The organism is Streptomyces sp. Ru72 (assembly GCF_002920635.1).
Lineage (GTDB): Bacteria > Actinomycetota > Actinomycetes > Streptomycetales > Streptomycetaceae > Streptomyces.
On the sequence record NZ_PQSR01000085.1, the window covers coordinates 1 to 26,974 of the forward strand.

Sequence of the window (26,974 nt, forward strand, 5' to 3'; positions counted from 1 at the left end):
CCCGGTTCGGGTCCTGCACCCTGCGGGCGGTCTCCGCGCGCGGGGACTCGGCACGCTTCCGGGGCGAGCCGCGACGGGACTGTCTGCTCACCGCCCGCTTCGGTACGGGGGAGCACGCCCTGGTGCTCGTCGCCATGGCCACCGGCCGACGCGGCACGCCCGGCGCCCACCGCGCCGCCTCCGAGGCGTGTGACTGGATCGGCCGCGCGGTCGGGGGCAGTCACCTCCGCCTCGGCGAGGACATCCGGTCGGCCCGGCGCGGCGAGCTGAAGTCCGGGCTGCAACGGGTCACCGACCGAAGCCTCGGCAAGCTCCGCGCCGGCGCCGCCGCCCAGGGCGCCGACCCCGAGGAGTACACCGCCGACCTGCGCTGTCTGCTGCTGCCCGCCGACCCCGCCTGCCGTGTCCGCGTCTTCTTCGGTGTCGGTGCCGGCGGTCTCTTCCGGCTGAGGGACGGCGAGTGGCAGGACATCGAGCCGCGCGCCGCCGACACCACGGGTGAGCCGGTGGTCGGGTTCGGCTCCCTGCCCTCCGAGACCCCCGAGGGCGACCGGCTCACCATGGACCTCGGCATCACCACACCGCCGAGGCCCTACGAACCGGCCCACGAGCCGCCCCGTTCACCCTTTCTGTTCCGTGCCTCCGTCGCCCAGCCGGGGGACACGCTCCTGCTGTGCTCCGGCGGCCTCGCCGACCCGCTGCGCGACGAGCCCGAACTCGCCGAACACCTGACGGCCCGCTGGTCCACGGGCGAGGTGCCGGGTCTGGCGGCCTTCCTCGCCGACACGCTGGTGAGGGTGAAGGGCTACGCCGATGACCGTACGGCGGCCGCCGTCTGGGAGGCGTGATCGCGGTCGGTGTGGATACATGGATCCAGGGACAGCGAAGGGGTGCGTGGATTCATGGCCAAGCAGAACGTCGCCGACCAGTTCGTCGACATCCTCGTGCGGGCGGGGGTCAAGCGCCTGTACGGGGTGGTCGGCGACAGCCTCAACCCGATCGTGGACGCCGTGCGCCGCAACTCCGCGATCGACTGGGTGCACGTGCGGCACGAGGAGACCGCCGCCTTCGCGGCCGGCGCCGAGGCCCAGATATCCGGCGGGCTGACCGCCTGCGCCGGTTCCTGCGGGCCCGGCAACCTCCACCTCATCAACGGCCTGTACGACGCCCACCGCTCGATGGCCCCGGTGCTCGCCCTCGCCTCGCACATACCCTCCAGCGAGATCGGTCTCGGGTACTTCCAGGAGACCCATCCCGACCAGCTGTTCCGCGAGTGCTCCCACTACAGCGAGCTGATATCCAACCCCCAGCAGATGCCCCGCCTGCTGCAGACGGCCATCCAGCACGCGATCGGCCGCAGCGGCGTGAGCGTCGTCTCGCTCCCCGGCGACATCGCCGCCCAGCCCGCCCCCGACCGGTCCGCGGAGACCGCCCTCGTCACCTCCCGGCCCAGCGTCCGCCCGGGTGACGCCGAGATCGACCGGCTCGTGGAGATGATCGACGAGGCGGAGAAGGTCACCCTCTTCTGCGGCAGCGGCACCCGGGGTGCGCACGCCGAGGTGATGGAGTTCGCCGGGAAGATCAAGTCCCCGGTGGGGCACGCCCTGCGCGGCAAGGAGTGGATACAGTACGACAACCCGTACGACGTCGGCATGAGCGGTCTGCTCGGCTACGGCGCCGCGTACGAGGCCACCCACGAGTGCGACCTGCTGATCCTGCTGGGCACCGACTTCCCGTACAACGCCTTCCTGCCGAAGGACGTGAAGATCGCCCAGATCGACGTCCGTCCGGAGAACCTGGGTCGCCGCTCCAAGCTGGATCTCGCGGTGTGGGGCGATGTGAAGGAGACCCTGCGCTGCCTCATCCCGCGCGTGCGGACCAAGGACAACCGGCGCTTCCTCGACAAGATGCTCAAGAAGCACGCAGACGCGCTGGAAGGCGTCGTCAAGGCGTACACGCGCAAGGTCGACAAGCACGTTCCGATCCACCCGGAGTACGTGGCCTCCGTCCTGGACGAAGCGGCCGATGACGACGCGGTGTTCACGATCGACACGGGGATGTGCAATGTGTGGGGCGCCCGCTACATCTCGCCCAACGGCCGGCGCCGCATCATCGGTTCCTTCTCCCACGGCTCGATGGCGAACGCGCTGCCGATGGCGATCGGGGCCCAGTTCACCGACCGGCGGCGGCAGGTGGTGTCGATGTCCGGTGACGGCGGGTTCTCCATGCTGATGGGAGACTTCCTCACCCTGGTGCAGTACGACCTGCCGGTGAAGGTGGTCGTGTTCAACAACTCCTCGCTCAGCATGGTGGAGTTGGAGATGATGGTCTCCGGACTGCCCTCGTACGGCACCGCCACCAAGAACCCCGACTTCGCGGCCGTGGCGCGTGCGTGCGGCGCGTACGGCATACGGGTGGAGAAGCCCAAGCAGCTCGCGGGCGCCCTGAAGGACGCCTTCAGGCACAAGGGTCCGGCGCTGGTGGACGTCGTCACCGATCCGCACGCCCTGTCCATCCCGCCGAAGATCAGCGCGGAGATGGTGACGGGCTTCGCCCTGTCCGCCTCGAAGATCGTGCTGGAGGGCGGTGTCGGCCGCATGGTGCAGATGGCCCGCTCCAACCTGCGCAACGTCCCACGGCCCTGACGCCGCGTGCCTCGTTGTGCGAGGCTCGAAGACCGGAACCCCGGCCCGATTCCGGCGGGCCGGGGTTCTCCTTGTAGTGTCAGCGACGGACGGCTCGATCACTTGCCCTCGTGGTCGCGCCCGCCGTGGTCGCGGTCGTGGTCGAAGTCCTCGTGGTGGTGACGGATCACGCGGAAGCTGCCCACCACACCGTGCTTGACCTTCACGCCGCCCTTGACGTGACGGGGGTGGACCCCGTCGCTCTGGCTCCAGGGGCCGACGATGGCGATGGGAGCGCCGTTGTCGCAAGTGGCCCCGGAGAAGACCTCAACGGTCTTCTTGCTGTCGTTGCGGATGTTGAGGCTCTTGGAGCCGAGGCCGCTGACGATCGTGACGCAGCCGTCCGGGATGGCCGGGTACTCACGCTCGTTGATGCGGACCTTGCCGTAGTACTCGTGGTCGTAGCCGCGACCGTAGTCCTCGTCGTGGTCCCCGTGGTCCCCGTGGTCCTCACGGCCCTCGTTGCCCTTGCTGTTGTCGCCGTTGCCACCCTGCGGGAGGGCGGGGGCGGCAGCGGGGGCGGGGGCCGCGGCGACGGGAGCCGCCTGGGCCGGCTCGGAAGCCGCGTTGGCGTAGGTGATGCCGGTGGCCGCCAGGGCCGCGGCAGCCGCGATCGCGGCGGTTACAACGGTGGAACGCGTTGCCATGTCACTTCTCCTGTCTGAGAGACGTCGGCTGAAAGCCGATGCGAGATTGAACGTACAGACCATCCCGATCCGTGTCATATCCGACATACCGACAATATGAATAACAATCCGTTTGGCCCAATGTCGGGTGATGCCGCGTCACCAAGGAACGTCCCCGTGTCCGGAAGTCGAGGAGAAACGCCGTCACCATGACTGCCGGTCTGTCGGCGGGGCATGCATGTCCGTGGAGGTGTTCGAGCAGAGGGGAACCGGCATCCACCTACGGGGCGGGGGTCATGAAGAGGCGAGCACGAGGGGGCGGTCCCGTGGTGATCGGGGCCTCCTCGGCGAAGACGGCGGAGGAAGCGACCGACACGCCGACGGACCGGTCGGCGGCCCCCCAGCTCAGGCGCCGGCTGGGGCGGGCGGATCTACGGGCGGTGCCCGAAGCGCGCAGGGCGCTCAGGGAGTTGCTGCGGCACTGGGGCAGGCCGGGACGCTCCGAGATAGCCGAACTGCTCACGAGTGAGCTGGTGACCAACGCGCTCATCCACACCGACCGCGACGCGGTGCTCACCGCCACCGTCTCATCACGCGGACTCCACGTGGAGGTAAGGGACTTCGTGGGACGCAGGCCGAGGCCGCATGCACCGAGCGACGACGACGGTACGCACGGCAGAGGGCTGATCCTCGTCCAGTCGCTGGCGGACGCGTGGGGCGTGCGGGCGCACGGCGTGGGAAAAGCGGTGTGGTTCGACCTCGGTGCGGACGCCGCCTGAGGCGGCGGCGCAGTTGGCGGGCCGAAGGAGCTGTCGACAACGGGAAGGGGGCGCGGCATCGTGCCGCGCCCCCTTCCCGGGATGGTCCGGTCTCAGCCGAACTGCTGTTCAAGGTCCTTGAGTTTGCGCTCCAGGGAATCGAGCCGCGGCAGGGCCATGGTGTCGTCCTCGGCGGTGAGGTCGACGGTGATCGGGTCAGCGGCGGAGTTCCGGACGGGCTGGAGCGAGGGGCGGGTGCGCGAGGGCAGTTCCCCCGCGGGTATGGCAGGCTCCGAGGAGACCGGTGCGGGGGCCCGCTCGACGGTCTGCACCTCGACCTGACGCCCGCCGTTGCCGCCGGTCAGCGCGCGGTGGCCGCGGCTGAGCGCCTTCAACTGCGCGCGCTCGGCCCGCTGCTGCTCGCGGCGCCGCGCCTTGTTGAGTTCCTTCTGGCGCCGGTCCTCGCGGACCTCCTCGACGGCCTCGTCCAGGCTGCGCACACCCTCGAGGAGCATCAGCGACCAGGCCTTGTACGTCTCGCGGGGCGCCCGCAGCCAGCGGACGATACGGATCTGCGGCAGCGGACGGGGCACCAGGCCCTGCTCGCGCAGTGCGGCGCGGCGGGTCTGCTTCAGTGCGCGGTCGAACAGCACCGCGGCGGACAGCGACATGCCGGCGAAGAACTGCGGGGCGCCCGCGTGGTCGATGCCCCTGGGCGCGTGCACCCAGTTGAACCAGGCGGACGCCGCCGCGAACGTCCACACCAGGATCCGGGAGCCGAGCGCCGCGTCGCCGTGGCTGGCCTCACGGACGGCGAGCACCGAGCAGAACATGGCCGCGCCGTCCAGGCCGAACGGGACCAGGTACTCCCAGCCGTCGGTCAGGCCGAGGTTCTGCTGGCCGAAGCCGACCAGGCCGTGGAAGGAGAGTGCGGCGGCGACGGCCGCACAGCAGAAGAGGAGTACGTAGGAGGCCGTGGCGTAGACGGTCTCCTTGCGCCTGCGGCGCTCCTCGGCGCGCTCCCACGAGTCGTCCGCGCTCGCGTTCCCCCCGGAGGAGCGCTTGCCACGCGCGAGCACCGCCACCGCCACCAGCATGCCCAGGAGCAGTACGGCGCCCGGAAGCAGCCAGTTCAGCGATATGTCGGTCAGTCTCATCTGGGGTCCCTTGCATTGGGATAGGGCGTAACGCCCGCCATAGTGGCCCAATCCCGCCGCCCCTCAGGGGGTTTCGGGGCAAGAGGCCGCCAAGGATGTGCAAGGGAATGCCCTGGACGGCGTTCTGCTCGAACTGCCGCTTGAGGGGCGGGAGTTGAGTTCGAACAAGACTACCCGTACGGGTGGTTCCACGAAAAGTTCCTGCGACAAGTGAGGAACTTGTGAAACGCGTGGGGGTCGCGCGGGGCCTCATCCGTGGCTGGATCTTACGGTATCGGGACCTCGGCCGGTCGCCGGGGCCCCTGAAGCGCACTCACCCAACTGGCCGCGGCGCGCGTCGGCTTGGCGACGCTGTCGGCGCCGCAGGTGAGGCGCCTGCGCACCGTCCCACGCCAGGAACTCCTCCAGAGCCGCGCCATCCTGGACGAGCCCGGCGCAAGTGATCCGGCCGCCGCCCCGGGGGCCGTCTCGTCCCGGCTCGCATCCGGTGACCGTGAGCCCCGGGAACACCTCGCCGAGCCGGGGTGCACGCGTCGTCGACCACGGAGAGGGACGAGACGGGCAAGGGCATGCGCGGACCACCGTTTCGCGCTGCCCACAGGTAAGGCTCACCTTGCCTGAGGTGGTCCGTGGGGGAACCGGAGCGTAAGGTGCCTAACGTGCTTTACGAGCGGTAAACAACCGCGTGAAACGAATCACAGAGGGCAGGACGCCGCAAGGACCGGAGGAGGAGCCCGTGGAGCAGGCCCGTTCCCGCCGTGCGGAGGGCTCTACCGAGGCGAGGGCGGCGGCACCCCGTACGCAGTCCGCACGGGTGCCGCACCAGCTGCCGTCGGGGGACGAGGTCCGCGAGCGGGCCGCCGCCGCGGACGGCACGCGCGGTGAGCACACCCACAGCGAGCCGCCGATCCCGCATCCGCGCGTGCGGGAGGACGTGGCCGCCGGGTGCCCCGTGCAGGACGGGCGTCCCGTCGTCCAGCGGGCCTCCGTCCGCGGGCAGGTACTCGACGCCCTGCGCGCCGCGCTGGTCAGGGGCGAGCTGACTCCCGGTGAGGTCTACTCGGCGCCCGCGCTCGCCGAGCGGTTCGGGGTGTCCGCCACACCGGTGCGCGAGGCGATGCAGCAGCTGGCCCTGGAGGGCGCGGTCGAGGTCGTGCCCAACCGGGGCTTCCGTGTCGTCGTGCGCGGCGCCCGGGAACTGGCCGAACTCGCCGAGATCCGGGCCTTGATCGAGATACCGGTGATGCTGCGGCTCGCCCGCACCGTCCCCGCCGAACGCTGGGCGGAGCTGCGCCCGCTGGCCGAGGCCACCGTCCGCGCCGCGTCCTCCGGGTGCCGGGCGACCTACGCCGAGTCCGACCGCGCCTTCCACCGCGCGGTCCTCGCCCTCGCCGGCAACGAGCAACTCCTGCGGATCGCGGACGACCTGCACCGCCGCGCCCAGTGGCCCCTGGTCGAAGCCCCCTCCTCCCGCGGCCGCGCCGGCCTGCTCGCCGACGCCGCCGAACACACGGCCCTGCTCGACGCGCTGGCCGCCCAGGACGTGACGGTGGTGCAGTCACTCGTACGGGAGCACTTCACGGGGTCCTCCTGACGGGGGCCTCCCGGCGGTCGCAGGGTGAGGGAACCGCTCCGGCGTTCCCCTGCGTGTCGGCCGGAAAGGGGGCGACCGCCCCACGGGGGTGACCGATGGTGATGTTCGAAACAGGGCAGCGGGCTCGGCGGCGGTACCGGGACCGAACGGGCGGGCGGACACGGCGGCCGGGCCGGGACGGCCTCGGCGGGCGGGCGGCGTTCGTCGCCCCCGCCGCCGTCGTCGTCCTCCTCGCCGCCGTCGCCCTCCTGGCCCGCGATCCCGCGTTCCACGACGCCGTGTGGACGTTCGTCCGGAGCCTGTGAGCGGCTGGTCTTAGGGGTCCTTGCGCTATGAGCGCCCGATCAGGTCGCGTGGTGAGGTGCCGTGCATCGCAAGGCGCCGGAGCGGCGTCGATGGGGGTGCCCCCTGCTCGAGCGCAGCCGAGAGCTCGGGGGAGGAGCCACATGGGCGTTTCGGCAACGCGGCGAGGTGCGGTGCCAGGCCGCGCGTCCCGGGTGGGCATAGTGCAAGGACCCCTCAGTCCCCGTGACCGGTGGCGGTCTTCGAGAAGGCGTCGTGCCAGGCCGCCTTCGCACCGGAGTCGCCTATGCGGTACACGTCGACCACCGCGCCGACGGCCACCACCAGGGACAGCACGGCAGCCGCCACCCGGACGACCGCGCCGCCGCGAGCCACGTCCGTACCGCCCTGCGGTGCCGGCGTCCGGCGGGCCGTCCACCACACGGCCGTCGCCAGCAGGAACAGGCCCAGGGCCCACGGCAGCAGACCGTCCCCGAGTTCGGCGTGCCTGCGCACCAGAGGGCCGCTGTCGACGTGCCGCTCCAGCCACTCACCCGCGTGGGAGGTCAGAGGAACGGTCACCAGCGTGACGAAGGCCAGCACGGGCAGGATCAGACCCAGCCGCCGAGCGGCCTTCGGCCACACGGCGCTGACGACGAGGGCCAGGGCACTCAGCGGGACCAGGACGACGACGAAGTGGACGAACAACACGTGCGCGGGCAAGCCGTTGACGAGGGTCATCGGGGTGCTCCTCCAGGGGGGCGGCCAAGGGGTCGGCGCGCCAGCCTGGCACAGCAATTTCTCAGCTTCCTCTGAAGCCGAGACGGTGCAGACCCCGGCAGACCCCTACGACGCGGCCGGCTTCATCGGCGCCAACTGCCGAGCCAGCCACGTCGGCACGCCCCCCAGCAGCCGGAACAGCCGCCCCGCCTCCGCGCGCAGCCGGGACGCCTCCGGTTCGGACTCCGCGTCCGCGAGCGACGCCAGCGCCGGTGCCGTACCGACGAGGTACCCCAGCTCCTCGCGGATCCGCAGCGACTCGGCGAAGCCGTGCCGCGCCTCCGCCACCTCGCCGTCCCGCAGGGCGAGCCCCGCCAGGTGCCGCCAGGTGAAGGAGAGCAGCAGCGGGTCGCCGTGCGCGGCGGCCCCCGCGTGGGCGCGCCGGTAGGCCGCACGGGCCGCCTGCGGGGAGCGGGCCAGGTTCTCGGAGAGCAGTCCGCGCCGGAAGTCCAGCAGCGCCCGTCCCGGCGCACCCGGCGGCAGCAGCGCGGCGGCCCGGCCCAGCGCCGCCCGCGCCTCGTCCGCCCGGTCCCGCACACCGTGCAGCGTGGCCGCGTACGCAAGCTGCCCGCGTTCACAAGCGGCCGCGCCCCGTTCCTCGTCGCTGTGGGCCAGCGCCTCCGCCGTGCGCAGCGCGTCCTCGGCCTCCTCCCAGCCCTGCTCCGTGTACAGGCACCGCTCGACCAGCAGCGCGGCCCGTTGGAGGGACGCCTCGGCCGTCACGGGCCGGAGGAGTGCCGCCGCGTCGGCCCAGCAGGCGCGCGAGCGCAGCCGCCATACCGCGGTCTGGAGTGGATCGTCAGCTGCGGTCGTTCCGGTACCAGACATGGCGGTATGCGCCACGTTGCCCTCCCGAGCACGCCATCGAGCTTTAGGTGGTGGCGGCATTCCAGCACCAACCGCGGCACGGGGCCAAGAGGCTGGGTGAAGGATTTCACAAAGTCGTGGGACACCGGCGGCCGTTGCGGCCACCGGGGCACCACCTCCCTGACCTCAGCTCATGCGCAACGCGAGGAAGAAATCGAGCTTGTCCTCCAGGCGCGAAAGGTCCCGGCTCGTCAACTGCTCGATACGCCCCACCCGGTAGCGCAGCGTGTTGACGTGCAGGTGGAGCCGGGTCGCGCAGCGGGTCCAGGAGCCGTCGCACTCGAGGAACGCCTCAAGGGTCGGGATCAGCTCGGCGCGGTGCCGGCGGTCGTAGTCACGCAGCGGATCCAGCAGACGGGCCGTGAAGGCGCGGCGCACGTCGTCCGGGACGAACGGCAGCAGCAGCACGTGCGAGGCAAGCTCCTGGTGGCCGGCCGCGCACACCCGGCCCGGGCGGGCGGCGGCGACCCGGCGGGCGTGCCGCGCCTCCTCCAGGGCGCCGCGCAGCCCCTCCGCCGAGTGCACCGCGGCGCTGACGCCCAGCGTGAGCCGGCCGTCGTCGGCGAGGCCCGCGGACAGCGGGTCCCGTACGGCCTGAAGCAGGGCGTCGGCGAGGACGCCCGGCTCGGCGCCGTCCTGCTCGGTGGACACGGACGGAAGCGGCACCAGCGCGATCGCCTCGTCCCCGGTGTGGGCCACCGCGATGCGGTCGGAGTGCTCCGGGCCGGCGGACCCGGGGTATCCCTTGTCCGGAGAGCCGGGGAGATCGTCGACGAGGATCTCCTCCAGCAGCGCCTGGGCGACCGGGCCGCTCTCGACCTCCCCGCCGTCCCACTCGACCCGGGCCACCACCACCTGCCAGTGTGGCGCCGACCCGAGCCCCGGCAGCAGCACGGGTGCGGCGACCCGCAACCGGGCCGCGATCTCGGCGGGCGCGGCTCCCGTCTGCACCAGCTCCAGGACCTCCCGCGCGAGCCGCCGCCGCACGGTGCGCGCAGCGTCACGCCGGTCCCGTTCGACCGCGATCAGCTGGGTGACGCCGTGCAGCAGGTCGAGCCGCTCCTCCGCCCAGTCCCCGGCGTCCGCCTCGACCGCGAGCAGCCAGTCGGACAGCACCGTCTCGCGCACGTCCCGGGAGGCGCCGCCGCTCCCGCTGCTGCCGCGGATCGGGAAGAGCGAGTACGTCGTCGCGCCGAGCGCCACCCGGTGCGGTCCCCGGCGTCCGGTGCGCGTCGCCGCCAGATGCTCGGCCGCCAGCCTGGCGCACACGTCCGCGGTGAGACCCGGCGTGGGCCCGGCGATCGGCAGGCCGGTGGGGGAGAGCACCCAGGCCCGCAGGTCCAGGTCGGAGTGGAGCAGGTCCAGGACGACGTCCGGGCCGCCACCCGCCGGGCCGGGGGTCATCATCCGCCGGTGCCGGTCCACCACGGCCGCCAGGTCCCCGGCCCGCTCACCGGAGACCTGCCGTACGACGTGCTCGGTGATCGTGGCGAACGCCACCGACTCATGGACGGCGAACAGCGGCAGCCGGTGCCGCGCGCAGGCCACGATCAGGTCGTCCGGGATGTCGCCCAGCTCCGCCTCGCCCGCGGCGAGCGCGGCCACGCCGGCGCTCGTCAGGATCCGCACGAAGGGCTCCGAGTCCGCGGGGTCGTGCCGCCACGCCAGGCCCGTGAGGACCAGTTCACCGCCGGACAGGTACCGGCTGGGGTCCTTCAGGTCCGTGGTCATCACACCGCGCACGGTACGGTCGAGCTCGTCCTCGCCGCCGAGCAGCCGCAGCCCCAGCGCGTCGGTGTTCAGCAGTGCGCGCAGCCGCATGTGTCGTTGCCGCCGTTCTTGTCCGGAAATCCATGGTCGGTCGGCCAAGGCGTTGGCCTGGGCTTTTCGGAAGCCGTGCTCGCGGTCGCCGCCGTCGGTGCGTCGTGTTTCCAGGGGGAACCGGAGAGGTTACGGACGGCCTCCATTCATATGAATCTACAAGATGGCCGCCCTCACCAGCCAACTCCTTCATGTTTTCGGTGACTGACCCCGTTGGAGTACCCGGCGGTGTACTGACTGCACTCCCCGTGAACAGCACTTGAACGAGCCGGGCCCGCCGCACCGGATATGGCTCGATCCGTACCGACCACGAGACGAAGAAGAGAGCCGGTCATGGACTTCCTTCGCCCCGCAAGCTGGGACGAGGCGCTCGCCGCCAAGGCCGAGCACCCCGGCGCCGTACCGATCGCGGGTGGCACCGATGTGATGGTCGAGATCAACTTCGACCACCGCAGGCCCGAGTATCTGATGGACCTCACTCGCATCGGCGATCTCTACGAGTGGGAGGTCGGCGCGGACAGCGTGCGGCTGGGTGCCTCGGTCCCCTACACCAAGATCATGGAGAATCTGCGGGCCGAGCTTCCGGGCCTGTCCCTCGCCTCCCACACGGTGGCCTCCCCGCAGATCCGCAACCGCGGCGGCGTCGGCGGCAACCTCGGCACCGCCTCCCCGGCCGGCGACGCCCACCCGGCCCTGCTCGCGGCGGGCGCCGAGGTCGAGGCGGAGTCCGCGGCCCGCGGCACCCGCCTCATCCCGATCGACGCCTTCTACACCGGCGTCAAGCGCAACGCGCTCGCCCCCGACGAGCTGATCCGCGCCGTCCACATCAAGAAGGCCGACGGCCCCCAGCAGTACTCGAAGGTCGGCACCCGCAACGCCATGGTGATCGCGGTGTGCGCCTTCGGGCTCGCCCTGCACCCCGAGTCCCGCACGGTCCGCACCGGCGTCGGCTCCGCCGCGCCGACGCCCGTCCGGGCCAAGGCCGCCGAGGAGTTCCTGAACGCGGCCCTGGAGGAGGGCGGCTTCTGGGACAACGGCAAGATCATCACCCCTTCCGTCGCACAGCGGTTCGCGCAGCTGTGCGCCGCCGCCTGCAACCCGATCGACGACGTCCGGGGCACCGCGAGCTATCGCCGCCACGCGGTCGGGGTCATGGCCCGCCGCACGCTGACCTGGACCTGGGAGTCGTACCGCGGCACCCGCCGCACCTCGAAGGGAGCTGCGTGATGCGCGTCAACTTCACGGTCAACGGACGCCCGCAGGAGGCGGACGACGTCTGGGAGGGCGAGTCCCTGCTGTACGTGCTGCGCGAACGGCTGGGCCTGCCGGGCTCCAAGAACGCCTGCGAACAGGGCGAGTGCGGCTCGTGCACGGTCCGCCTGGACGGCGTGCCGGTGTGTTCGTGTCTGGTCGCGGCCGGGCAGGTGGAGGGCCGCGAGGTGGTCACGGTCGAAGGGCTCGCGGACTACGCCGAGCAGCGGTCCTGCGGCGCCGGGGCGTGCGGCACGTCTCTGGACGAGGCCAAGCGGTGGCGGGCCGAGGGCACCGACTCGCAGACCGGCGAGGGAACCCGACTCGCGCCGATCCAGCAGGCGTTCATCGACGCCGGCGCCGTCCAGTGCGGCTTCTGCACGCCCGGCCTGCTGGTCGCCGCCGACGAGATGCTGGAGCGCAACCCGAACCCGACCGACGCCGACATCCGCGAGGCCCTGTCCGGCAACCTGTGCCGCTGCACCGGCTACGAGAAGATCATGGACGCGGTCCGCCTGGCGGCCGCCCGGCAGTCCAGGGGGTCTGATCATGACGTCCGCCGAGCTCTCGACCACGTTCGAGCAGGGAGGCGCCCCCAGCGGTGTTCCCACGACGATCACGCAGGGGTCGCGGACCAAGGGCGGCATCGGCGAGTCCACGCTCCGCCCGGACGGCACGCTCAAGGTCACCGGTGAGTTCGCGTACTCGTCCGACATGTGGCACGAGGACATGCTCTGGGGCCACATCCTGCGCTCCACGGTCGCTCACGCGGAGATCCTGTCGATCGACACGAGCCAGGCCCTGGCCACGCCGGGCGTCCACGCCGTCATGACCTACGACGACCTGCCGACCGACGTGAAGAACTACGGCCTGGAGATCCAGGACACCCCGGTCCTCGCCCACGGCAAGGTACGCCACCACGGTGAGCCCGTCGCGATCGTCGCAGCCGACCACCCGGAGACCGCACGCCGCGCCGCCGCCAAGATCAAGGTGGACTACCGCGAACTCCCGGTCGTCACGGACGAGGCCTCCGCACTCGCCCCGGACGCGATCCTCGTCCACGAGGACCGTACGGACCACCACGCGGCGCATGTCCCGCACCCCAACATCGTCCACCGCCAGCCCATCGTCCGCGGGGACGTGACGTCGGCACGCGAGCGGGCCGACGTCATCGTCGAGGGCGAATACCACTTCGGCATGCAGGACCAGGCCTTCCTCGGCCCGGAGTCCGGTCTCGCCGTCCCCGCCGAGGACGGCGGCGTGGACCTCTACATCGCCACCCAGTGGCTGCACGCCGACCTCCGCCAGATCGCGCCCGTCCTCGGCCTGCCCGAGGACAAGGTCCGGATGACCCTGGCCGGTGTCGGCGGCGCCTTCGGCGGTCGCGAGGACCTGTCGATGCAGATCCACGCCTGTCTGCTCGCACTGCGCACCGGGAAGCCGGTCAAGATCGTCTACAACCGGTTCGAGTCCTTCTTCGGGCACGTCCACCGCCACCCGGCGAAGCTGTACTACGAGCACGGCGCGACGAAGGACGGCAGGCTCACCCATGTGAAGTGCCGGATCGTCCTCGACGGCGGCGCGTACGCGTCCTCCTCCCCGGCGGTCGTCGGCAACGCCTCCTCGCTCGGGGTCGGCCCCTACGTCGTCGACGACGTCGACATCGAGGCCATCGCCCTCTACACCAACAACCCGCCGTGTGGCGCCATGCGCGGCTTCGGCGCGGTCCAGGCGTGCTTCGCCTACGAGGCGCAGATGGACAAGCTCGCCAAGCGGCTCGGCATGGACCCGGTGGAGTTCCGGCAGCGCAACGCGATGTCCCAGGGCGCGGTCATGCCCACCGGCCAGGTGGTCGACTCCCCGGCGCCGGTCGCCGAACTCCTGCGTCGCGTCAAGGCGATGCCCCTGCCGCCGGAGCGCCAGTGGGAGAGCTCCGAGGGCGCGGACGTGCGGCAGCTGCCCGGCGGCCTGTCCAACACCACGCACGGCGAAGGCGTCGTACGCGGTGTCGGCTACGCGGTCGGCATCAAGAACGTCGGCTTCTCCGAGGGCTTCGACGACTACTCCACCGCCAAGGTCCGCATGGAGGTCGTCGCGGGTGAGCCCGTCGCGACCGTGCACACGGCGATGGCGGAGGTCGGCCAGGGTGGCGTCACCGTCCACGCGCAGATCGCCCGGACCGAGCTGGGCGTCGCCCAGGTGACCATCCACCCGGCGGACACACAGGTGGGGTCGGCCGGTTCGACGTCCGCGTCCCGGCAGACGTACGTCACCGGGGGCGCCGTGAAGCACGCCTGCGAGCTGGTCCGCGAGAAGGTCCTGGAGCTCGGCCGCCGCAGGTTCGGCTCGTACCACCCGGCTTGGGCGACGGCGGAACTCCTGCTGGAGGGCGGCAAGGTCGTCACCGACGGGGGAGAGGTGCTCGCCGACCTGGTGGACGTCCTCGGCGACGAGGTGGTGGAGATCGAGCGCGAGTGGCGGCACCGCCCGACCGAGCCCTTCGACCTGCGCACCGGCCAGGGCAACGGCCACGTCCAGTACTCCTTCGCCGCGCACCGCGCCGTGGTGGAGATCGACACCGAGCTGGGCCTGGTCAAGGTCATCGAACTGGCCTGCGCGCAGGACGTCGGCAAAGCGCTCAACCCGCTCTCCGTGACCGGTCAGATCCAGGGCGGTACGACCCAGGGACTGGGCATCGCGGTCATGGAGGAGATCGTCGTCGACCCGAAGACGGCGAAGGTGAAGAACCCGTCGTTCACGGACTATCTGATCCCCACCATCCTGGACACGCCGACGATCCCGGTGGACGTCCTGGAACTGGCCGACGACCACGCCCCGTACGGACTGCGCGGCGTCGGCGAGGCACCCACGCTTTCGTCGACCCCGGCTGTTCTGGCGGCCGTCCGGAACGCGACGGGCCTGGAGCTGAACCGGACCCCGGTACGGCCCGAACACCTCACGGGCACGGCGTAACACGGTCGTCCGCCGTTGCGGGCACGCGTGCCGCGGACGGCACGGGTGGGCGCAACGGCAATCCCGGCGCCGGGCAACGCTCCACCCCACGGCCACCCCGGCGCCGGCCGCACCACCGCACACCACCGTTCGTCTCGGGCCGTCCCCCGGGTCGTGCATCCCAACCCCCTCTGAAACTTGGGAGACGGCACCGTGACCCACCCCTCAGTCGAGCCCAGGCCCACAGCCGTAGACGGCACGAAGCCCCCCGTCCCTGCCGGCAGGCCCTGGCTCGACCGGTACTTCCACATATCCGCCCGCGGATCCACCCTCGCCCGCGAGGTGCGCGGCGGCATCACCACTTTCATGGCGATGGCGTACATCCTCCTGCTCAACCCGCTCGTCCTGTCCGGCAAGGACGTCGCGGGCGACACCCTCGGACAGAGGGCCGTGATCACCGCGACCGCGTTCGCGGCAGCGGCCACCACGCTGCTGATGGGCTTCGTCGGCAAGGTGCCACTCGCCCTCGCAGCCGGCCTGTCCGTCTCCGGCGTCCTCTCCTCCCAGGTCGTCCCGCAGATGACCTGGCCGCAGGCCATGGGCATGTGCGTGATCTACGGCGCCGTCATCATGCTCCTGGTCGTCACCGGTCTTCGCGAGATGATCATGAACGCCATCCCCTCGGCGCTCAAGCACGGGATCACGATCGGCATCGGCCTGTTCATCGCCCTGATCGGCTTCTACAAGTCCGGCTTCGTGCACCAGGGCAAGGCCACCCCGGTCACCCTCGGCCCGGCGGGCCAGCTCACCGGCTGGCCGGTGCTCCTCTTCGCCGGCACACTCCTCCTCGTCTTCGTGCTCCAGGCCCGGGGCGTTCCCGGTGCCATCCTCATCGGCATCGTCGGCGGCACTCTCGTGTCGGCCGGGCTGAACGCGGCGGGCGTCGTCAAGGCCGGCGCCTGGGCGAGCGGAGCGCCCGAACTGCACGGCGGCGCGGTGTCGCTGCCCGACTTCTCGCTCTTCGGGCACGTGGAGTTCGGCGGCTGGGACAAGGTCGGCGCGATGACGGTCGGGATGATCGTCTTCACTCTCGTGCTGGCCGGTTTCTTCGACGCGATGGCCACCGTCATCGGCGTCGGCACGGAGGCCGGGCTCGCCGACGACAGGGGCCGGATGCCGGGGCTGTCCAAGGCGCTGTTCATCGACGGCGCGGGCGGTGCGATCGGCGGCGTGGCGGGCGGCTCGGGCCAGACCGTGTTCATCGAGTCCGCCACGGGCGTGGGCGAGGGCGCCCGCACGGGCCTCGCCTCCGTCGTCACCGGCCTGCTCTTCGCGGCGTGCCTGTTCTTCACCCCGCTGACGGCGATCGTCCCCCAGGAGGTGGCCTCCGCCGCCCTGGTGGTGATCGGCGCGATGATGCTGACGAACGCCCGCCATGTGGACTGGGGGGACCGTGCGACCGCGATCCCGGTCTTCCTGACCGTGGTCCTGATGCCGTTCACGTACACCATCACGACCGGTGTCGCCGCGGGTGTCGTCTCGTACACCGCGATCAAGGCAGCGCAGGGCAGGGCGCGGGAGATCGGCGCCTTCATGTGGGGCCTGACGGCGGTGTTCCTGATCTACTTCGCCCTCCATCCGATCGAGAGCGGGCTGGGCGTGCGCTAGCCGCCTCCCCGAGAGACCCTCTTCGCAACGGCTGTCAAGGAGACCGAGAGATGTTGGACATCGCCGACGAGCTGACCCGGTGGGTCGAGCAGGGCCGCGACTTCTCCGTGGCCACCGTGGTGGCGGTCGGCGGAAGCGCCCCCCGGCAGCCGGGTGCGGCCCTCGCGGTGGACGCCGAGGGCACGGCGATCGGCTCGGTCTCCGGCGGTTGCGTGGAGGGCGCGGTGTACGAGCTGTGCCGGCAGGCGCTCGAGGACGGCGGAACCCTCCTGGAGCGCTTCGGATACAGCGACGAGGACGCCTTCGCCGTCGGCCTGACCTGCGGCGGCGTCATCGACGTCCTGGTCACCCCCGTCCGGGCGGCCGACCCCGCCCGCCCGGTGCTCGCCTCCGCGCTGGCCGCCGCCGCGCACGGTCGGGCGGCGGCGGTGGCCCGGGTCGTGTCGGGCCCGGCGGAACTGCTCGGCAGGGCGCTGCTCGTCCACCCCGACGGCACGTGCGAGGGCGGCTTCGGCGCCCACCCGGAGCTGGACCGCACGGTGGCGGCCGAGGCGGGCGCCTTCCTCGACGCCGGACGCACCGGCACCCTGGAGATCGGAGAACGAGGATCACGTTGTGGAGCACCGCTCACGGTTCTGGTGGAATCGTCCGTTCCACCGCCCCGGATGATCGTCTTCGGAGCGATCGACTTCGCCTCCGCGCTGGTCCGCGTCGGCACGTTCCTCGGCTACCGCGTCACCGTGTGCGACGCCCGGCCCGTCTTCGCCACCCGCACCCGCTTCCCCGAGGCCGACGAGATCGTCGTCGAGTGGCCGCACCGGTACCTGGAGCGCACGGAGGTCGACGCCCGCACGGTCCTGTGCGTCCTCACCCACGACGCCAAGTTCGACGTACCGCTGCTGAAACTGGCGCTGCGCCTCCCGGTCGCCTACGTCGGCGCGATGGGCTCCCGCCGCACGCATCTGGACCGCAACGAGCGTCTGCGCGCGGTCGGCGTCACCGAACTGGAGCTGGCGCGCCTGAGGTCCCCCATAGGCCTGGACCTCGGCGCCCGCACACCGGAGGAGACGGCCCTTTCGATCGCGGCCGAGATCGTCGCGAACCGGCGGGGCGGCAGCGGAGTCTCCCTCACCGGCGCCCACACCCCGATCCACCACGACACGGCAGCGGCGTCGGCCGGGCGGATCGGGTCGGTGGCCTGACCGGGCGCGTGTCCCGGGTCATCGGCCGGAGGGCGGGCGCCGTGCGGTGAGCACGGGCTGGTAGTACCCACTGAGGTCCGGGGCGTGCCAGGTGATGCCGGTGAAACCGGCTTCGGCGGCCAACTCCGCCAGCTGTGCGCGGGTCAGCGCCCAGTAGGTGGTCCGGCGCACTCTGACGTCCCAGGTGTCCCCCTCGGGGACCAGCTGGAAGTGCTCCAGGCCGTAGCGCTCGCCGTCCTCGTGCCAGTGCCAGAGCTGGAAGGTGATCACCTGGCCGTCGGACGTCCGCGTGACCCGGGGCGGTGTCGCCGTGGGTCTGTCCCTGCGGGCCTCCTCGTAGTCCCGGACCGTGATCACCAGCAGCCCGTCGTCGCGGAGCACCCGCCGCAGACCGCGGAGCGCCGCCCCGACGTCCTGCGCGGTGAGCAGGTGCGGGAGCGAGTTGTCGGCGCAGACGACGACGTCGAAGACCGACGCCCTGAAGGGCGGCAGACGCATGTCCGCGGCAGCCGCCGCAAGGGCCGCCCCACGGACGCTCGCCTCGGCGGCGGCGCGTGCGGCGGCGACGGGGCTCAGGTCGCTGCCGACGACCCGGTGCCCGGCCAGGGCGAGCCCGATCGCCTGGGTCCCGATCCCGCAGGAACAGTCCAGGACCCGGTGCGGCCCCGCCCCGAGGTGCTGACGGAGCAGCCCGCCCAGCACCTCGGCCTGATGGGCCATGCTCGTGTCCCAGTCCGCGAAGATCAGGTGGTAGTCGGGGGCCAAGTGGTCGTAGAAGTCCCGCACCGACGAGTCACGCATGCTCCCACCGCTTCCGGCTACTGCGTGCGCTTGCGGGCGAGGAGGTAGCACTGCGGGGACTTCTCCGAGCCCTCGGCGGCGCGTACGAGTCGGGCGATCTCCTCGAAGCCGGCGTCCGTCAGCAGGTCGGAGACGTGCTCGGGCCGGACGTAGTAGACGTCGAGGGACAGGTCGTGCCCGTAGGCGTGGCCCAGGTGCCGGCGTTCGTCGCCCACCTTGAAGGCCGTCAGCAGGTGACCGCCCGGCGCCAGCACCCGGTGGAACTCGGCGAAGCAGACGGGCAGTTCGCGGGGCGGCGTGTGCACCGTGGAGTACCAGGCGAGGGCGCCCGCGAGCGTGCCGTCCGCGATGTCGAGGCCGGTCATCGAACCCACCTCGAACCGCAGCGCGGGGTGCGCACGCCGGGCCACGGCCACCATCCCCGGGGACAGGTCGACCCCGAAGGCGTCGAGCCCGAGCTTGTCCAGATGGCTCGTCACCCGGCCCGGCCCGCAGCCCAGGTCCCCGACCGGTCCGCCCCCTGCGGCCAGCACCCGCTCGGCGAACACCCTCAGCATGGCCCGGTCGAAGGGACTGTCGTCCAGGGCGTTCCCGAGCAGTCGGTCGTAGTCCGCGGCGACGGTGTCGTACGACGCCCGGGTGGTCTCCAGGTGCGTGGCATCGGTCATGACCGTGGACTGTAGACGCCGTCACCGACACCGGGATCCGGGCCCTGCCTGAGCAGTGCGTCCATCACGCGGCCGAACATCCGTCGGGCCAGCCACCCGAGCGGCCGGTCGAAGAGCCCGGGCAGCAGGCGCACGGCCAGTTCCTCCCGCCACCCCACGCTCGACCCCGTTTCCCCGTGCGGACGCACCTCGAACTCCGCCCAGCCGGTGACGACACCGCCCCGTTTGACGATGCGGCACCTGGTCGGCGGCCGCCAGTCGACCACTTCCATCGGGTCGTCGAAGCCCAGAGGTCCGACCCCGGAGCGGGCCACGAACACCGTGCCCACGCCCGTCGGCCCGGTCGTCAGCACCGTGACGCGGGTCAGCGGCACCCTGTCGGCGTGGCGCGGCCAGTCCGTGAGCCGGAGCCAGGCCTGCTCGACCGGGAGCGGGGTGACGCGTTCGAGCCGGAAGAGGACCACCGGGGGATCGTACGCAACCGGTGTCCCCGTTCACCTGAGCCACGCCCGGTGCCGGACGGGCGACAACGTGTCCTTCTCCGCCAGGAAGGGGAGGATCACGACGCTCTCCCGGGCGTTCGCATCCGGCCCGGTGATCCACCAACCGTCACACGACGAAACGGAGTCTTTCGTGCAGGACCAGCCCCACGTCATCGACCCCACCGGCGCCGACCTCCACGCCGAGGCGGCCCTGCTGCGGGAGCGCGGCCCGGTCGCACTGGTCGAACTGCCCGCCGGGATACGGGCCTGGGCACCCACCCGGTACGAGGTCCTCAGGCAACTGCTCGCCGACGACCGCGTCTCCAAGGACCCCAACCTGCACTGGCCGGCCTGGATCTCCGGCGAGTACCGCGAGACGTGGATCAACTCCTGGGTCGGCGTGACCAACATGTTCACGGCCTACGGCGCCGATCACCGACGGCTGCGCAAGCTGGTCTCGCCCGCCTTCACCAAGCGCCGAACGGACGTGCTGAGGCCCCGTATCGAGGCCATCAGCACCGAACTCCTCGACCGCATGGCCGAACTCCCCGATGGCCGGGCCGACTTACGGGCGGCGTACGCGCATCCGCTGCCCATGCGCCTGATCTGTGAGATGTTCGGGCTCCCCGACGAGCGGCAGGCCGATATGGCGCGCCTCGTCGAGGCCAACATGGCCACCACCGGCACCGCCGAACAGGCCATGGCCGTCTGGCAGGAGGTGCACACGCTGCTCGCCGAGCTGGTCGCCGACAAACGCCGGAACCCCGGCGACGACATGACGAGCGCGCTGATCGCCGCACGGGACGAAGAGGGGTCCCGCCTCAGCGAGACAGAGCTGATCGACACACTCCTGCTTGTCATCGGCGCCGGTCACGAGACGACCGTCAACCTCATCGGCAACGCGGTGCACGCCCTGCTCAGCCACCCGGACCAGCTCGCCCTGGTGCGTGCCGGCGAGGTCGCCTGGAGCGAGGTCATCGAGGAGACCCTGCGCTGGGCTCCCTCGATCGCCAACCTCCCCCTGCGGTACGCCGTCGAGGACATCAAGCTCCCCGACGGCAGCGTGATCGGGCGCGGGGACGCCGTCTTCGCGACGTACCTGTCCGCCGGGCTCGACCCGCTCCGGCACGGCGAGGACGCGGGCCGCTTCGACGTCACCCGCGCCGACAAGGAACACCTCGCGTTCGGCCACGGTGTCCACTACTGCGTCGGTGCCCCGCTGGCCCGCCTGGAGGCGTCCGTCGCGCTCCCCGCTCTCTTCGACCGCTTCCCGGAGCTGGGGCCGGACGGCCCGGTCGAGCAGGTGCAGTCGTTCATCGCGTACGGCTACCGGGAGATCCCGGTGCGGCTGCGCTGAGCCGGCGGCCCGTCAGGGCCGGTACACCTCGCCCGGCTTCGCCTTCCCCGGCGCCAGCAGCTGCGGCACGGTGACGAACACGTATCCCCGCTCCTTCAGCGCGTCGATGATCCCGGGCACCGCGGGGACGGTGCCCGGGTAGAGGTCGTGCAGCAGGATGATCCCGTCCCGGGACGCCTGGTCCAGGACGCGCTTCTTGATCACAGCCGGGTCGTAGGTCATGTAGTCCTTGGCCGTCACGCTCCACAGCACCTCGGCGAGGCCCAGCTCGCGGCAGATGCCGTGCACGGTGTCGTTCGTACGGCCCTGCGGTGGGCGCATCAGCGTGGGCCGGTGCCCGGTGAGCCTCTCTATCGCCTCGTCCGGCTTCTGGAGCTCCTCGCGTATCTGCTGCGGAGAGAGCTCGGTGAGGATCTTGTGGTCCCAGGTGTGGCTCGCCACCTCGTGCCCCTCGGCGGCCATCCGCTTGACGAGTTCCGGGTACTTCTCGATGTGCCGCTTGCCGAGGAGGAAGAACGTCGCGGGGACCTTCTTCTCCTTCAGGATGTCGAGCAGCCGCGCCGAGTTCTCGCTCGGCCCGGCGTCGAAGGTCAGCGCGATGCACTTGGCCTCGCGGCAGTCGACTGTGCCGAGCCGGGCCGGAGCGCCCTCGGCGGCACGTCCTCGGACGGTGCTGGGCTCGGTGGTGCGCAGTGTGGTGCACCCCGAGAGCGCGAAGGTCATGGTGGCGAGCAAAGCAGCCGTCACGCGCAACCCTGCCGCATGTCTGTTCGTCTTCCCCGTCGCAGGCATGGAGTGACTATACATGCAGTGTATACACTGCATGTATAGTCCTCTCGAGTCCTCTGAAGTCCTCGGGTCGGGGTTGGGCTCAGACGTCCAGCAACTCCCGCGCCCTTACGGGTAGCCCGGTCTCGAACGACCGGTTCGCGGCCAGCCCCGTCACCAGGGAGCGTGCCCCGTCCGTGGCGTCCGCCGCCCGCCCCAGCGGATCCTCGGCGCGCTCGCCGAACAGGTCCGCCAGCATCCGCACGTCCCCACCGCCGTGCCCGCCCTCGCCGGTCGCCACCCTCACCTCGCGCGGCCGCTCCCAGAACCGGCGCAGCAGCAGTTCGGTCCGCCCCGCCCGCGCGTCGGTCCCGGCTCCGTGCAGCACCGGGCCGGTGGCGCCGTCCCGCGTCCGGCGCGGCGACCACGTGGACTCCTCGACCAGCAGCTCCAGCCGCCCCTCGCTGCCGTTGAAGGCGATGCGATAGCCCTCCCAGGGCGCGTACGCGGTGAGGTGGTACGTCAGGGTCGCGCCGGACGCGTACCGCACGATGACCGCCATGTCGTCCTCGATGGTCACACCCGGACCGAACACGTTCTGGTCCCGGTGGTAGCCGTCCTCCCGTTCCGCGTCCAGGTACAGCGCGCCGAGCACCGGCGAGTCCGCGAGGTGCAGCGCGAAGGGGTCGCCGTCGGCCGCCGGGGAGCCGTGCGCACGCCGGTACGGGCGGGCCAGGCCCCGGCGCCCTCCGGCCTCGTCGCCGTAGAAGAAGAGACCGCCCTGCGCGAAGACGGTCTCGGGCCGGGAGCCCAGCCACCAGTTGACCAGGTCGAAGTGGTGGGTCGCCTTGTGCACCATGAGTCCCCCGGAGTTGGCCTTCTCCCGGTGCCAGCGGCGGAAGTAGTCGGCGCCGTGCCGCAGATCGAGCAGCCACTCGAAGTGGACCGAGCCGACCTCGCCGATCTCACCGGCCGCCAGCAGCTCCCGTACCGTCGAATGCACCGGGTTGTAGCGGTAGTTGAAGGCCACCCGGATCTCGCGGCCGGTGCGGCGTCGGGTGTCCAGGATACGGCGGGCCCGCCGGGCGTCCGTCGTCATCGGCTTCTCGGTGACCACGTCGCAGCCCGCCTCCAGGGCGGCCACGATGTAGTGGTCGTGCGTGCGGTCCACACTGCACACCACCACCAGATCGATGCGCTCGCGACGCAGCATCAGCTCGAAGTCCTCGGCGGCGTACGCCGGTACGGGCGGGCGGCCGGGGTGATCGGCGGTGATCCAGTCGTTGTGGACGGCCATGCGGTGGGCGTTGACGTCGCAGAAGCCGGCCAGTTCGATCCGGTCCGCGTAGGGCCCTGACAGGGCCTCGGTGAAGAGCCGGGCGCGGGCGCCCAGACCCACGACGGCGGCGCGGCGGCGAGGTGCGGTGTCGGAAGACATGCTCGGGCTCCGTCCCACGGAAGCGGTGCAGAGGGCTTGTTGTGACATCCGGACCATACCTAGGGTCACTGGAAGCGTGTAAGCGCTTTCTGGCGAGAGGGGTGACCCATGCCCGCAAACAGGACGAGGGTGTCCTGCTCAGTGGCCGTGGTGCTGGGGCTGTGCGCGGCGCTGTCCGGCTGCGGCGGCACCGATGACGGCGGCTCAGGCGGAAAAGTGGTGCTCCGCTACACCTGGTGGGGCAACCCGGACCGCGCCGCGAGAACCGAGAAGGCCGTCGCGCTCTTCGAGCAACGACACCCCGGCATCCGGGTGCAGACGTCGTTCTCCGGCTACGACGCCTACAAGCAGAAGCTGGCCACCCAGGCCGCCGGCGGTGACGCGCCCGACGTGATGCAACTCGACTACCGCATGATCGACCAGTACGCCTCCGGTGGCGTCCTCCTCGACCTCGGCACCCAGAAGGCGGCCCTGGACACCGGGGAGATCGATGCGGGGCTCCTCGCCACCGGGAGGCTGGACGGCAGACAGTACGCGATCCCGCAGGGGCGAGGCACCGAGACGGTCGCGTACGACCCCAAGGAGTGGAAGGCGTCCGGCGTCGCCCTGCCCCGCAAGGGCTGGACCTGGAGTCAGTGGGCGGACGCCATGCGGCAGTTGGCGAAGAAGACCGGCAAACCCGGCGGCACCGACCCCGGGCAGAGCGAGGACGCCTTCGAGGTCTGGCTGCGCGGCCAGGGCAAGTCCCTCTACACCAAGGACCGGCGGCTCGGCTTCACCGCCGACGACCTGACCCGCTGGTGGACCTTCACCGACCGACTGCGCCGCGAGGGCGCCGTATCACCCGCCGAGCAGACCACCCAGCTCGACGGTTCCGTCGAGAACACCCCGCTGGGTCGCGGCAAGGCGGTGTCCGACGCCAACTGGGACGCTCCCGCGAGCGGTTTCCTCGCCCTCGTGCCCGACGGGGTCGCCCTCGCGCCGATGCCCTCGGGCGAGAACGGCACCCCCGGCCAGTACTTCAAGCCGTCGATGTTCATGGGCGTCGCCAAGCACACCTCCCATCCCAAGGAGGCCGCCGAGCTGATCGACTTCATGATCAACGACCCGGAGGCCGGCGCCGTCCTCGGCGCGGCCCGCGGCATCCCCGTCAACGAGAGCCTCCGGAAGAAGCTCGCCCCCACCCTCAAGGACTTCGACAAGACCATCGCCGACTACCAGTCCTCCCTCGAGGGCGACCTCAAGGCCCCGCCGCAGGCGCCCCCCTCCGGCGACAACGCGCTGCAGACCACCTTCCAGCGCGACTACGACCAGGTGTCGTACGAGCGGATGTCGCCCCGCGAAGCGGCGAAGAACTACATCACCGAAGCGAAGGCGGAGCTGAGGTCATGACGGCAACCGACGTACAGGCCACCGGAGTTCCACGGACGCGCCCTGCGGCCCCGAGTCGCCCGAAGCGCCCCCGGGAGGGCGCCGCCTGGGTGTTCCTGTCCCCGTGGGTGCTCGGCGCGACCGTGCTCACCCTGCTCCCGATGGCCGTCTCGCTCTACCTCTCCTTCACCGACTACGACCTGTTCAACCCGCCGCACTGGGTGGGCCTGCGCAACTACACGCAGATGTTCACCGAGGACCCGCGCTACTGGCGCTCGGTCCTCGCCACGCTGACGTACGTCGTCATCGCCGTCCCACTGCAACTCGGGCTCGCCCTCGGCGTGGCGCTCGCCCTGAAGTCCATGCGCCGCGCCAGGGGCTTCTACCGCTCGGCCTTCTACGCGCCGTCCCTGCTCGGTGCCTCCATGTCGATCGCCCTCGTCTGGCGGGCGATCTTCAACGACGGCGGTACGGTCGACCACCTCCTCGGCACCGGCGGCTGGGTCACCCGGCCGGGCTGGGCGCTGCTCGCGGTGGCGCTGCTGACGGTGTGGCAGTTCGGCGCGCCGATGGTCATCTTCCTCGCCGGACTCCAGCAGATCCCCGGCGAGCTGTACGAGGCCGCCGAGGTCGACGGGGCGGGCCGGTGGCGGCAGTTCCTGTCCATCACCGTGCCGATGCTGTCCCCGGTGATCTTCTTCAACCTGGTGCTCCAGACCATCCAGGCCTTCCAGGTCTTCACCCCCGCCTTCGCGGTCAGCGCGGGCAAGGGCGGGCCCGCCGACTCGACCCTGTTCTACACGCTCTACCTCTACGACCGCGGCTTCGTCGCCTCCCACATGGGCTATGCCTCCGCGATGGCATGGGTGCTGCTGCTGGCGATCGGCGCGGTCACCGCGGTGCTGTTCCGCACCTCGCGGTCGTGGGTCTTCTACGCCTCTGACACCGATGGGGGAGCCCGATGAGTACGACTGCCTCCGCCTCCGCCCTGCGCAAGCCGGTCGCCTGGCGCCGGGTGGCCCTGCACGCCGGCTGCCTGGCCGCGCTGCTGGTGATGCTCTACCCGCTGGCGTGGCTGCTCGCGACCTCCCTGAAGCCCGCGAACGAGGTCATCGCCAGCCTCGACCTGCTGCCCAGCCACCTGGAGTGGTCCAACTACACGACGGCCCTGGACGGCGTGAACGGCGTCTCCGTCTGGCGGCTGCTCGGCAACTCCCTGCTGATCGCGGGCGGCGCGGTCCTCGGCAACGTCATCTCCTGCTCCCTGGCCGCTTACGCCTTCGCCCGGCTGCGGTTCCGCTTCCGCGGGCCGCTGTTCGCCTTCATGATCGCCACGATCATGCTGCCGCACCACGCGGTGCTGATCCCGCAGTACATCGTCTTCAACAAGCTCGGCATGGTGAACACGTACTGGCCGTTGATCCTGCCCAAGTTCCTGGCCACGGAGGCGTTCTTCGTCTTCCTCATCGTGCAGTTCATGCGGGGGCTGCCGCGCGAACTGGAGGAGGCGGCGCGGATCGACGGCTGCGGGCCGTTCCGCTCCTTCTTCCTGGTGATCCTGCCGCTGACCCGCCCCGCCCTGATCACCACGGCGATCTTCACCTTCATCTGGACGTGGAACGACTTCTTCACCCAGCTGATCTACCTGTTCTCGCCCGAGAAGTTCACGCTGACGCTGGCCCTGAGGTCGTTCGTGGACGCCTCCAGCACCTCCGCGTTCGGCCCGATGTTCGCGATGTCGGTGATCGCGCTGCTGCCGATCGTGCTGTTCTTCCTCGCCTTCCAGCGGTTCCTCGTCGAGGGCATGGCGAGCTCGGGGCTCAAGGGATGAGCGGGCGTACGGCCCGGGAGCCCGGGGAGGTCTTCGGCCCGCGGATGACGCTGTTCGCGGACGTCCTGAGCGTGGGCCTGGCGACGGCGGTCGCGGCCCTGCCGCTGCTCACCGCGCCCGCGGCCCTGTCGACGGCGTGCGCGGTGCTGCGCGGGGTGCCCGACGACCGGCCGGTCACGGCGGGACGGTACCTGCGGGTGCTGCGCGGGCGCCTGCGCGCCGGGGACCTGGCGGCCGGCGCGGTGGCCCTCGCGGGCGTACTGCTGCTGGCGGCGGACCTGGCCCTGGCGGGCGCGGGGCTGCCGGGGGCGCCGGCGTTCACGGCCGTGGCCGCGGCGATCGGCGCGTACGCCGCGGTGGTGGGCCTGAGGGCCTGTGCCCGCCCCGAGTCGCTGAGCCACTGGCCGAGGGCACTGCGCACGGCGGCGCGCACCGCCGCCCGGGACGCGGCAGGCAGCGCCCTGGTCCTGCTCGCCCTGGCGACGGCAGCGCTGTGCGCATGGATGCTGCTGCCCCTGGCGTTCCTGGCTCCCGGCCCGCTGGCGATGGCCGTGACAGCGGTGGAGGGGAGGGGCCGGGAGACGAAAGAGGCCGCCGGGCCGAACTGAGGGCGGCT

24 protein-coding genes and 1 pseudogene are annotated in these 26,974 nt (G+C 71.5%); 15 read left to right on the top strand and 10 right to left on the bottom strand.

Annotation, left to right across the window (positions count from 1 at the left end; all coding sequences use genetic code 11):
• Positions 1-848 (top strand): protein phosphatase 2C domain-containing protein (locus C3488_RS29590; RefSeq protein ID WP_146067950.1); only part of this gene is annotated, 848 nt, incomplete at its 5' end.
• 54 nt (positions 849-902) lie between these two features.
• Positions 903-2,645 (top strand): pyruvate dehydrogenase, encoded by a 1,743-nt coding sequence (locus tag C3488_RS29595; RefSeq protein WP_103843958.1) that lies wholly within the window; start codon positions 903-905, stop codon positions 2,643-2,645.
• Between the two features lie 98 nt (positions 2,646-2,743).
• On the opposite strand, the gene C3488_RS29600 is transcribed toward C3488_RS29595, so the two are convergent.
• The gene (locus C3488_RS29600; protein ID WP_103843959.1) at positions 2,744-3,331 is read right to left on the bottom strand and encodes a hypothetical protein; all 588 of its coding nucleotides are present in this window, start codon (positions 3,329-3,331) and stop codon (positions 2,744-2,746) included.
• 305 nt (positions 3,332-3,636) lie between these two features.
• Between C3488_RS29600 and C3488_RS29605 the strand changes: the two genes are divergently transcribed.
• On the top strand, positions 3,637-4,089 hold the full coding sequence (locus C3488_RS29605; RefSeq protein ID WP_258053753.1) for an ATP-binding protein: 453 nt from the start codon (positions 3,637-3,639) through the stop codon (positions 4,087-4,089).
• A gap of 92 nt (positions 4,090-4,181) precedes the next feature.
• Here the strand turns inward: C3488_RS29605 and C3488_RS29610 are convergent, their stop codons facing one another.
• Positions 4,182-5,225 carry a DUF2637 domain-containing protein gene (locus tag C3488_RS29610; RefSeq protein ID WP_103843961.1) on the bottom strand — a complete coding sequence of 348 codons (1,044 nt, stop codon included), beginning with the start codon at positions 5,223-5,225 and terminating at the stop codon, positions 4,182-4,184.
• Between the two features lie 736 nt (positions 5,226-5,961).
• Here C3488_RS29610 and C3488_RS29615 point away from each other — a divergent pair.
• The gene (locus C3488_RS29615; protein WP_103843962.1) at positions 5,962-6,819 is read left to right on the top strand and encodes a GntR family transcriptional regulator; all 858 of its coding nucleotides are present in this window, start codon (positions 5,962-5,964) and stop codon (positions 6,817-6,819) included.
• 95 nt (positions 6,820-6,914) lie between these two features.
• A complete protein-coding gene (locus C3488_RS29620; protein WP_103843963.1) occupies positions 6,915-7,124 on the top strand; it encodes a hypothetical protein in 210 nt (69 codons plus the stop codon).
• 214 nt (positions 7,125-7,338) lie between these two features.
• On the opposite strand, the gene C3488_RS29625 is transcribed toward C3488_RS29620, so the two are convergent.
• From C3488_RS29625 to C3488_RS29635, 3 genes are all read right to left on the bottom strand, one after another.
• A complete protein-coding gene (locus tag C3488_RS29625; protein ID WP_103843964.1) occupies positions 7,339-7,842 on the bottom strand; it encodes a DUF2231 domain-containing protein in 504 nt (167 codons plus the stop codon).
• 105 nt (positions 7,843-7,947) lie between these two features.
• Positions 7,948-8,724: a hypothetical protein gene (locus C3488_RS29630; RefSeq protein ID WP_103843965.1), complete on the bottom strand. Its 777-nt coding sequence runs from the start codon at positions 8,722-8,724 to the stop codon at positions 7,948-7,950.
• Between the two features lie 150 nt (positions 8,725-8,874).
• Positions 8,875-10,569: a PucR family transcriptional regulator ligand-binding domain-containing protein gene (locus C3488_RS29635; protein WP_103843966.1), complete on the bottom strand. Its 1,695-nt coding sequence runs from the start codon at positions 10,567-10,569 to the stop codon at positions 8,875-8,877.
• Between the two features lie 333 nt (positions 10,570-10,902).
• On the opposite strand from C3488_RS29635, the gene C3488_RS29640 reads away from it, so the two are divergent.
• From C3488_RS29640 to C3488_RS29660, 5 genes and pseudogenes are all read left to right on the top strand, one after another.
• Positions 10,903-11,796 carry a xanthine dehydrogenase family protein subunit M gene (locus C3488_RS29640; RefSeq protein WP_103843967.1) on the top strand — a complete coding sequence of 298 codons (894 nt, stop codon included), beginning with the start codon at positions 10,903-10,905 and terminating at the stop codon, positions 11,794-11,796.
• Positions 11,796-12,362 (top strand): annotated as a pseudogene (locus C3488_RS29645) ((2Fe-2S)-binding protein); the annotation flags it as partial. The gene C3488_RS29640 and the pseudogene C3488_RS29645, both read left to right, overlap by 1 nt.
• A 7-nt stretch (positions 12,363-12,369) precedes the next feature.
• On the top strand, positions 12,370-14,793 hold the full coding sequence (locus tag C3488_RS29650) for a xanthine dehydrogenase family protein molybdopterin-binding subunit (RefSeq protein WP_103843968.1): 2,424 nt from the start codon (positions 12,370-12,372) through the stop codon (positions 14,791-14,793).
• A gap of 192 nt (positions 14,794-14,985) precedes the next feature.
• Complete coding sequence (locus C3488_RS29655; protein WP_103843969.1) at positions 14,986-16,440, top strand: NCS2 family permease; 1,455 nt, start codon at positions 14,986-14,988, stop codon at positions 16,438-16,440.
• A 50-nt stretch (positions 16,441-16,490) separates the two neighbouring features.
• Positions 16,491-17,642, top strand: a complete 1,152-nt coding sequence (locus C3488_RS29660) for an XdhC/CoxI family protein (protein ID WP_103843970.1) — start codon at positions 16,491-16,493, stop codon at positions 17,640-17,642.
• Positions 17,643-17,660: 18 nt separating this feature from the next.
• Here the strand turns inward: C3488_RS29660 and C3488_RS29665 are convergent, their stop codons facing one another.
• Genes C3488_RS29665 through C3488_RS29675 form a run of 3 tightly spaced genes read right to left on the bottom strand, consistent with a single transcriptional unit; the run spans position 17,661 to position 19,575 of the window.
• Positions 17,661-18,443, bottom strand: a complete 783-nt coding sequence (locus C3488_RS29665; RefSeq protein ID WP_103843971.1) for a bifunctional 2-polyprenyl-6-hydroxyphenol methylase/3-demethylubiquinol 3-O-methyltransferase UbiG — start codon at positions 18,441-18,443, stop codon at positions 17,661-17,663.
• Between the two features lie 17 nt (positions 18,444-18,460).
• Positions 18,461-19,111, bottom strand: coding sequence for a class I SAM-dependent methyltransferase (locus C3488_RS29670; protein ID WP_103843972.1), 651 nt, complete (start codon positions 19,109-19,111; stop codon positions 18,461-18,463).
• Positions 19,108-19,575 (bottom strand): SRPBCC family protein, encoded by a 468-nt coding sequence (locus C3488_RS29675; protein ID WP_103843973.1) that lies wholly within the window; start codon positions 19,573-19,575, stop codon positions 19,108-19,110. The genes C3488_RS29670 and C3488_RS29675 overlap by 4 nt, the downstream gene beginning before the upstream one ends.
• Before the next feature lie 169 nt (positions 19,576-19,744).
• Between C3488_RS29675 and C3488_RS29680 the strand changes: the two genes are divergently transcribed.
• Positions 19,745-20,950 carry a cytochrome P450 gene (locus tag C3488_RS29680; RefSeq protein ID WP_103843974.1) on the top strand — a complete coding sequence of 402 codons (1,206 nt, stop codon included), beginning with the start codon at positions 19,745-19,747 and terminating at the stop codon, positions 20,948-20,950.
• Positions 20,951-20,962: 12 nt separating this feature from the next.
• On the opposite strand, the gene C3488_RS29685 is transcribed toward C3488_RS29680, so the two are convergent.
• Together C3488_RS29685 and C3488_RS29690 are read right to left on the bottom strand one after the other, a co-directional pair.
• Positions 20,963-21,742 carry a polysaccharide deacetylase family protein gene (locus C3488_RS29685; protein WP_103843975.1) on the bottom strand — a complete coding sequence of 260 codons (780 nt, stop codon included), beginning with the start codon at positions 21,740-21,742 and terminating at the stop codon, positions 20,963-20,965.
• A 79-nt stretch (positions 21,743-21,821) separates the two neighbouring features.
• On the bottom strand, positions 21,822-23,156 hold the full coding sequence (locus tag C3488_RS29690; protein ID WP_103843976.1) for a Gfo/Idh/MocA family protein: 1,335 nt from the start codon (positions 23,154-23,156) through the stop codon (positions 21,822-21,824).
• 108 nt (positions 23,157-23,264) lie between these two features.
• Here C3488_RS29690 and C3488_RS29695 point away from each other — a divergent pair, with 108 nt between their 5' ends.
• From C3488_RS29695 to C3488_RS29710, 4 genes are read left to right on the top strand one after another with little or no spacing between them, the layout of a single operon-like run.
• Positions 23,265-24,548, top strand: a complete 1,284-nt coding sequence (locus C3488_RS29695; protein ID WP_103843977.1) for an ABC transporter substrate-binding protein — start codon at positions 23,265-23,267, stop codon at positions 24,546-24,548.
• On the top strand, positions 24,545-25,492 hold the full coding sequence (locus C3488_RS29700; RefSeq protein ID WP_103843978.1) for a carbohydrate ABC transporter permease: 948 nt from the start codon (positions 24,545-24,547) through the stop codon (positions 25,490-25,492). The genes C3488_RS29695 and C3488_RS29700 overlap by 4 nt, the downstream gene beginning before the upstream one ends.
• Complete coding sequence (locus tag C3488_RS29705; RefSeq protein ID WP_103843979.1) at positions 25,489-26,358, top strand: carbohydrate ABC transporter permease; 870 nt, start codon at positions 25,489-25,491, stop codon at positions 26,356-26,358. The genes C3488_RS29700 and C3488_RS29705 overlap by 4 nt, the downstream gene beginning before the upstream one ends.
• Positions 26,355-26,966: a hypothetical protein gene (locus C3488_RS29710; RefSeq protein WP_103843980.1), complete on the top strand. Its 612-nt coding sequence runs from the start codon at positions 26,355-26,357 to the stop codon at positions 26,964-26,966. Before C3488_RS29705 ends, C3488_RS29710 begins: the two co-directional genes overlap by 4 nt.
• Positions 26,967-26,974: the final 8 nt, after the last annotated feature.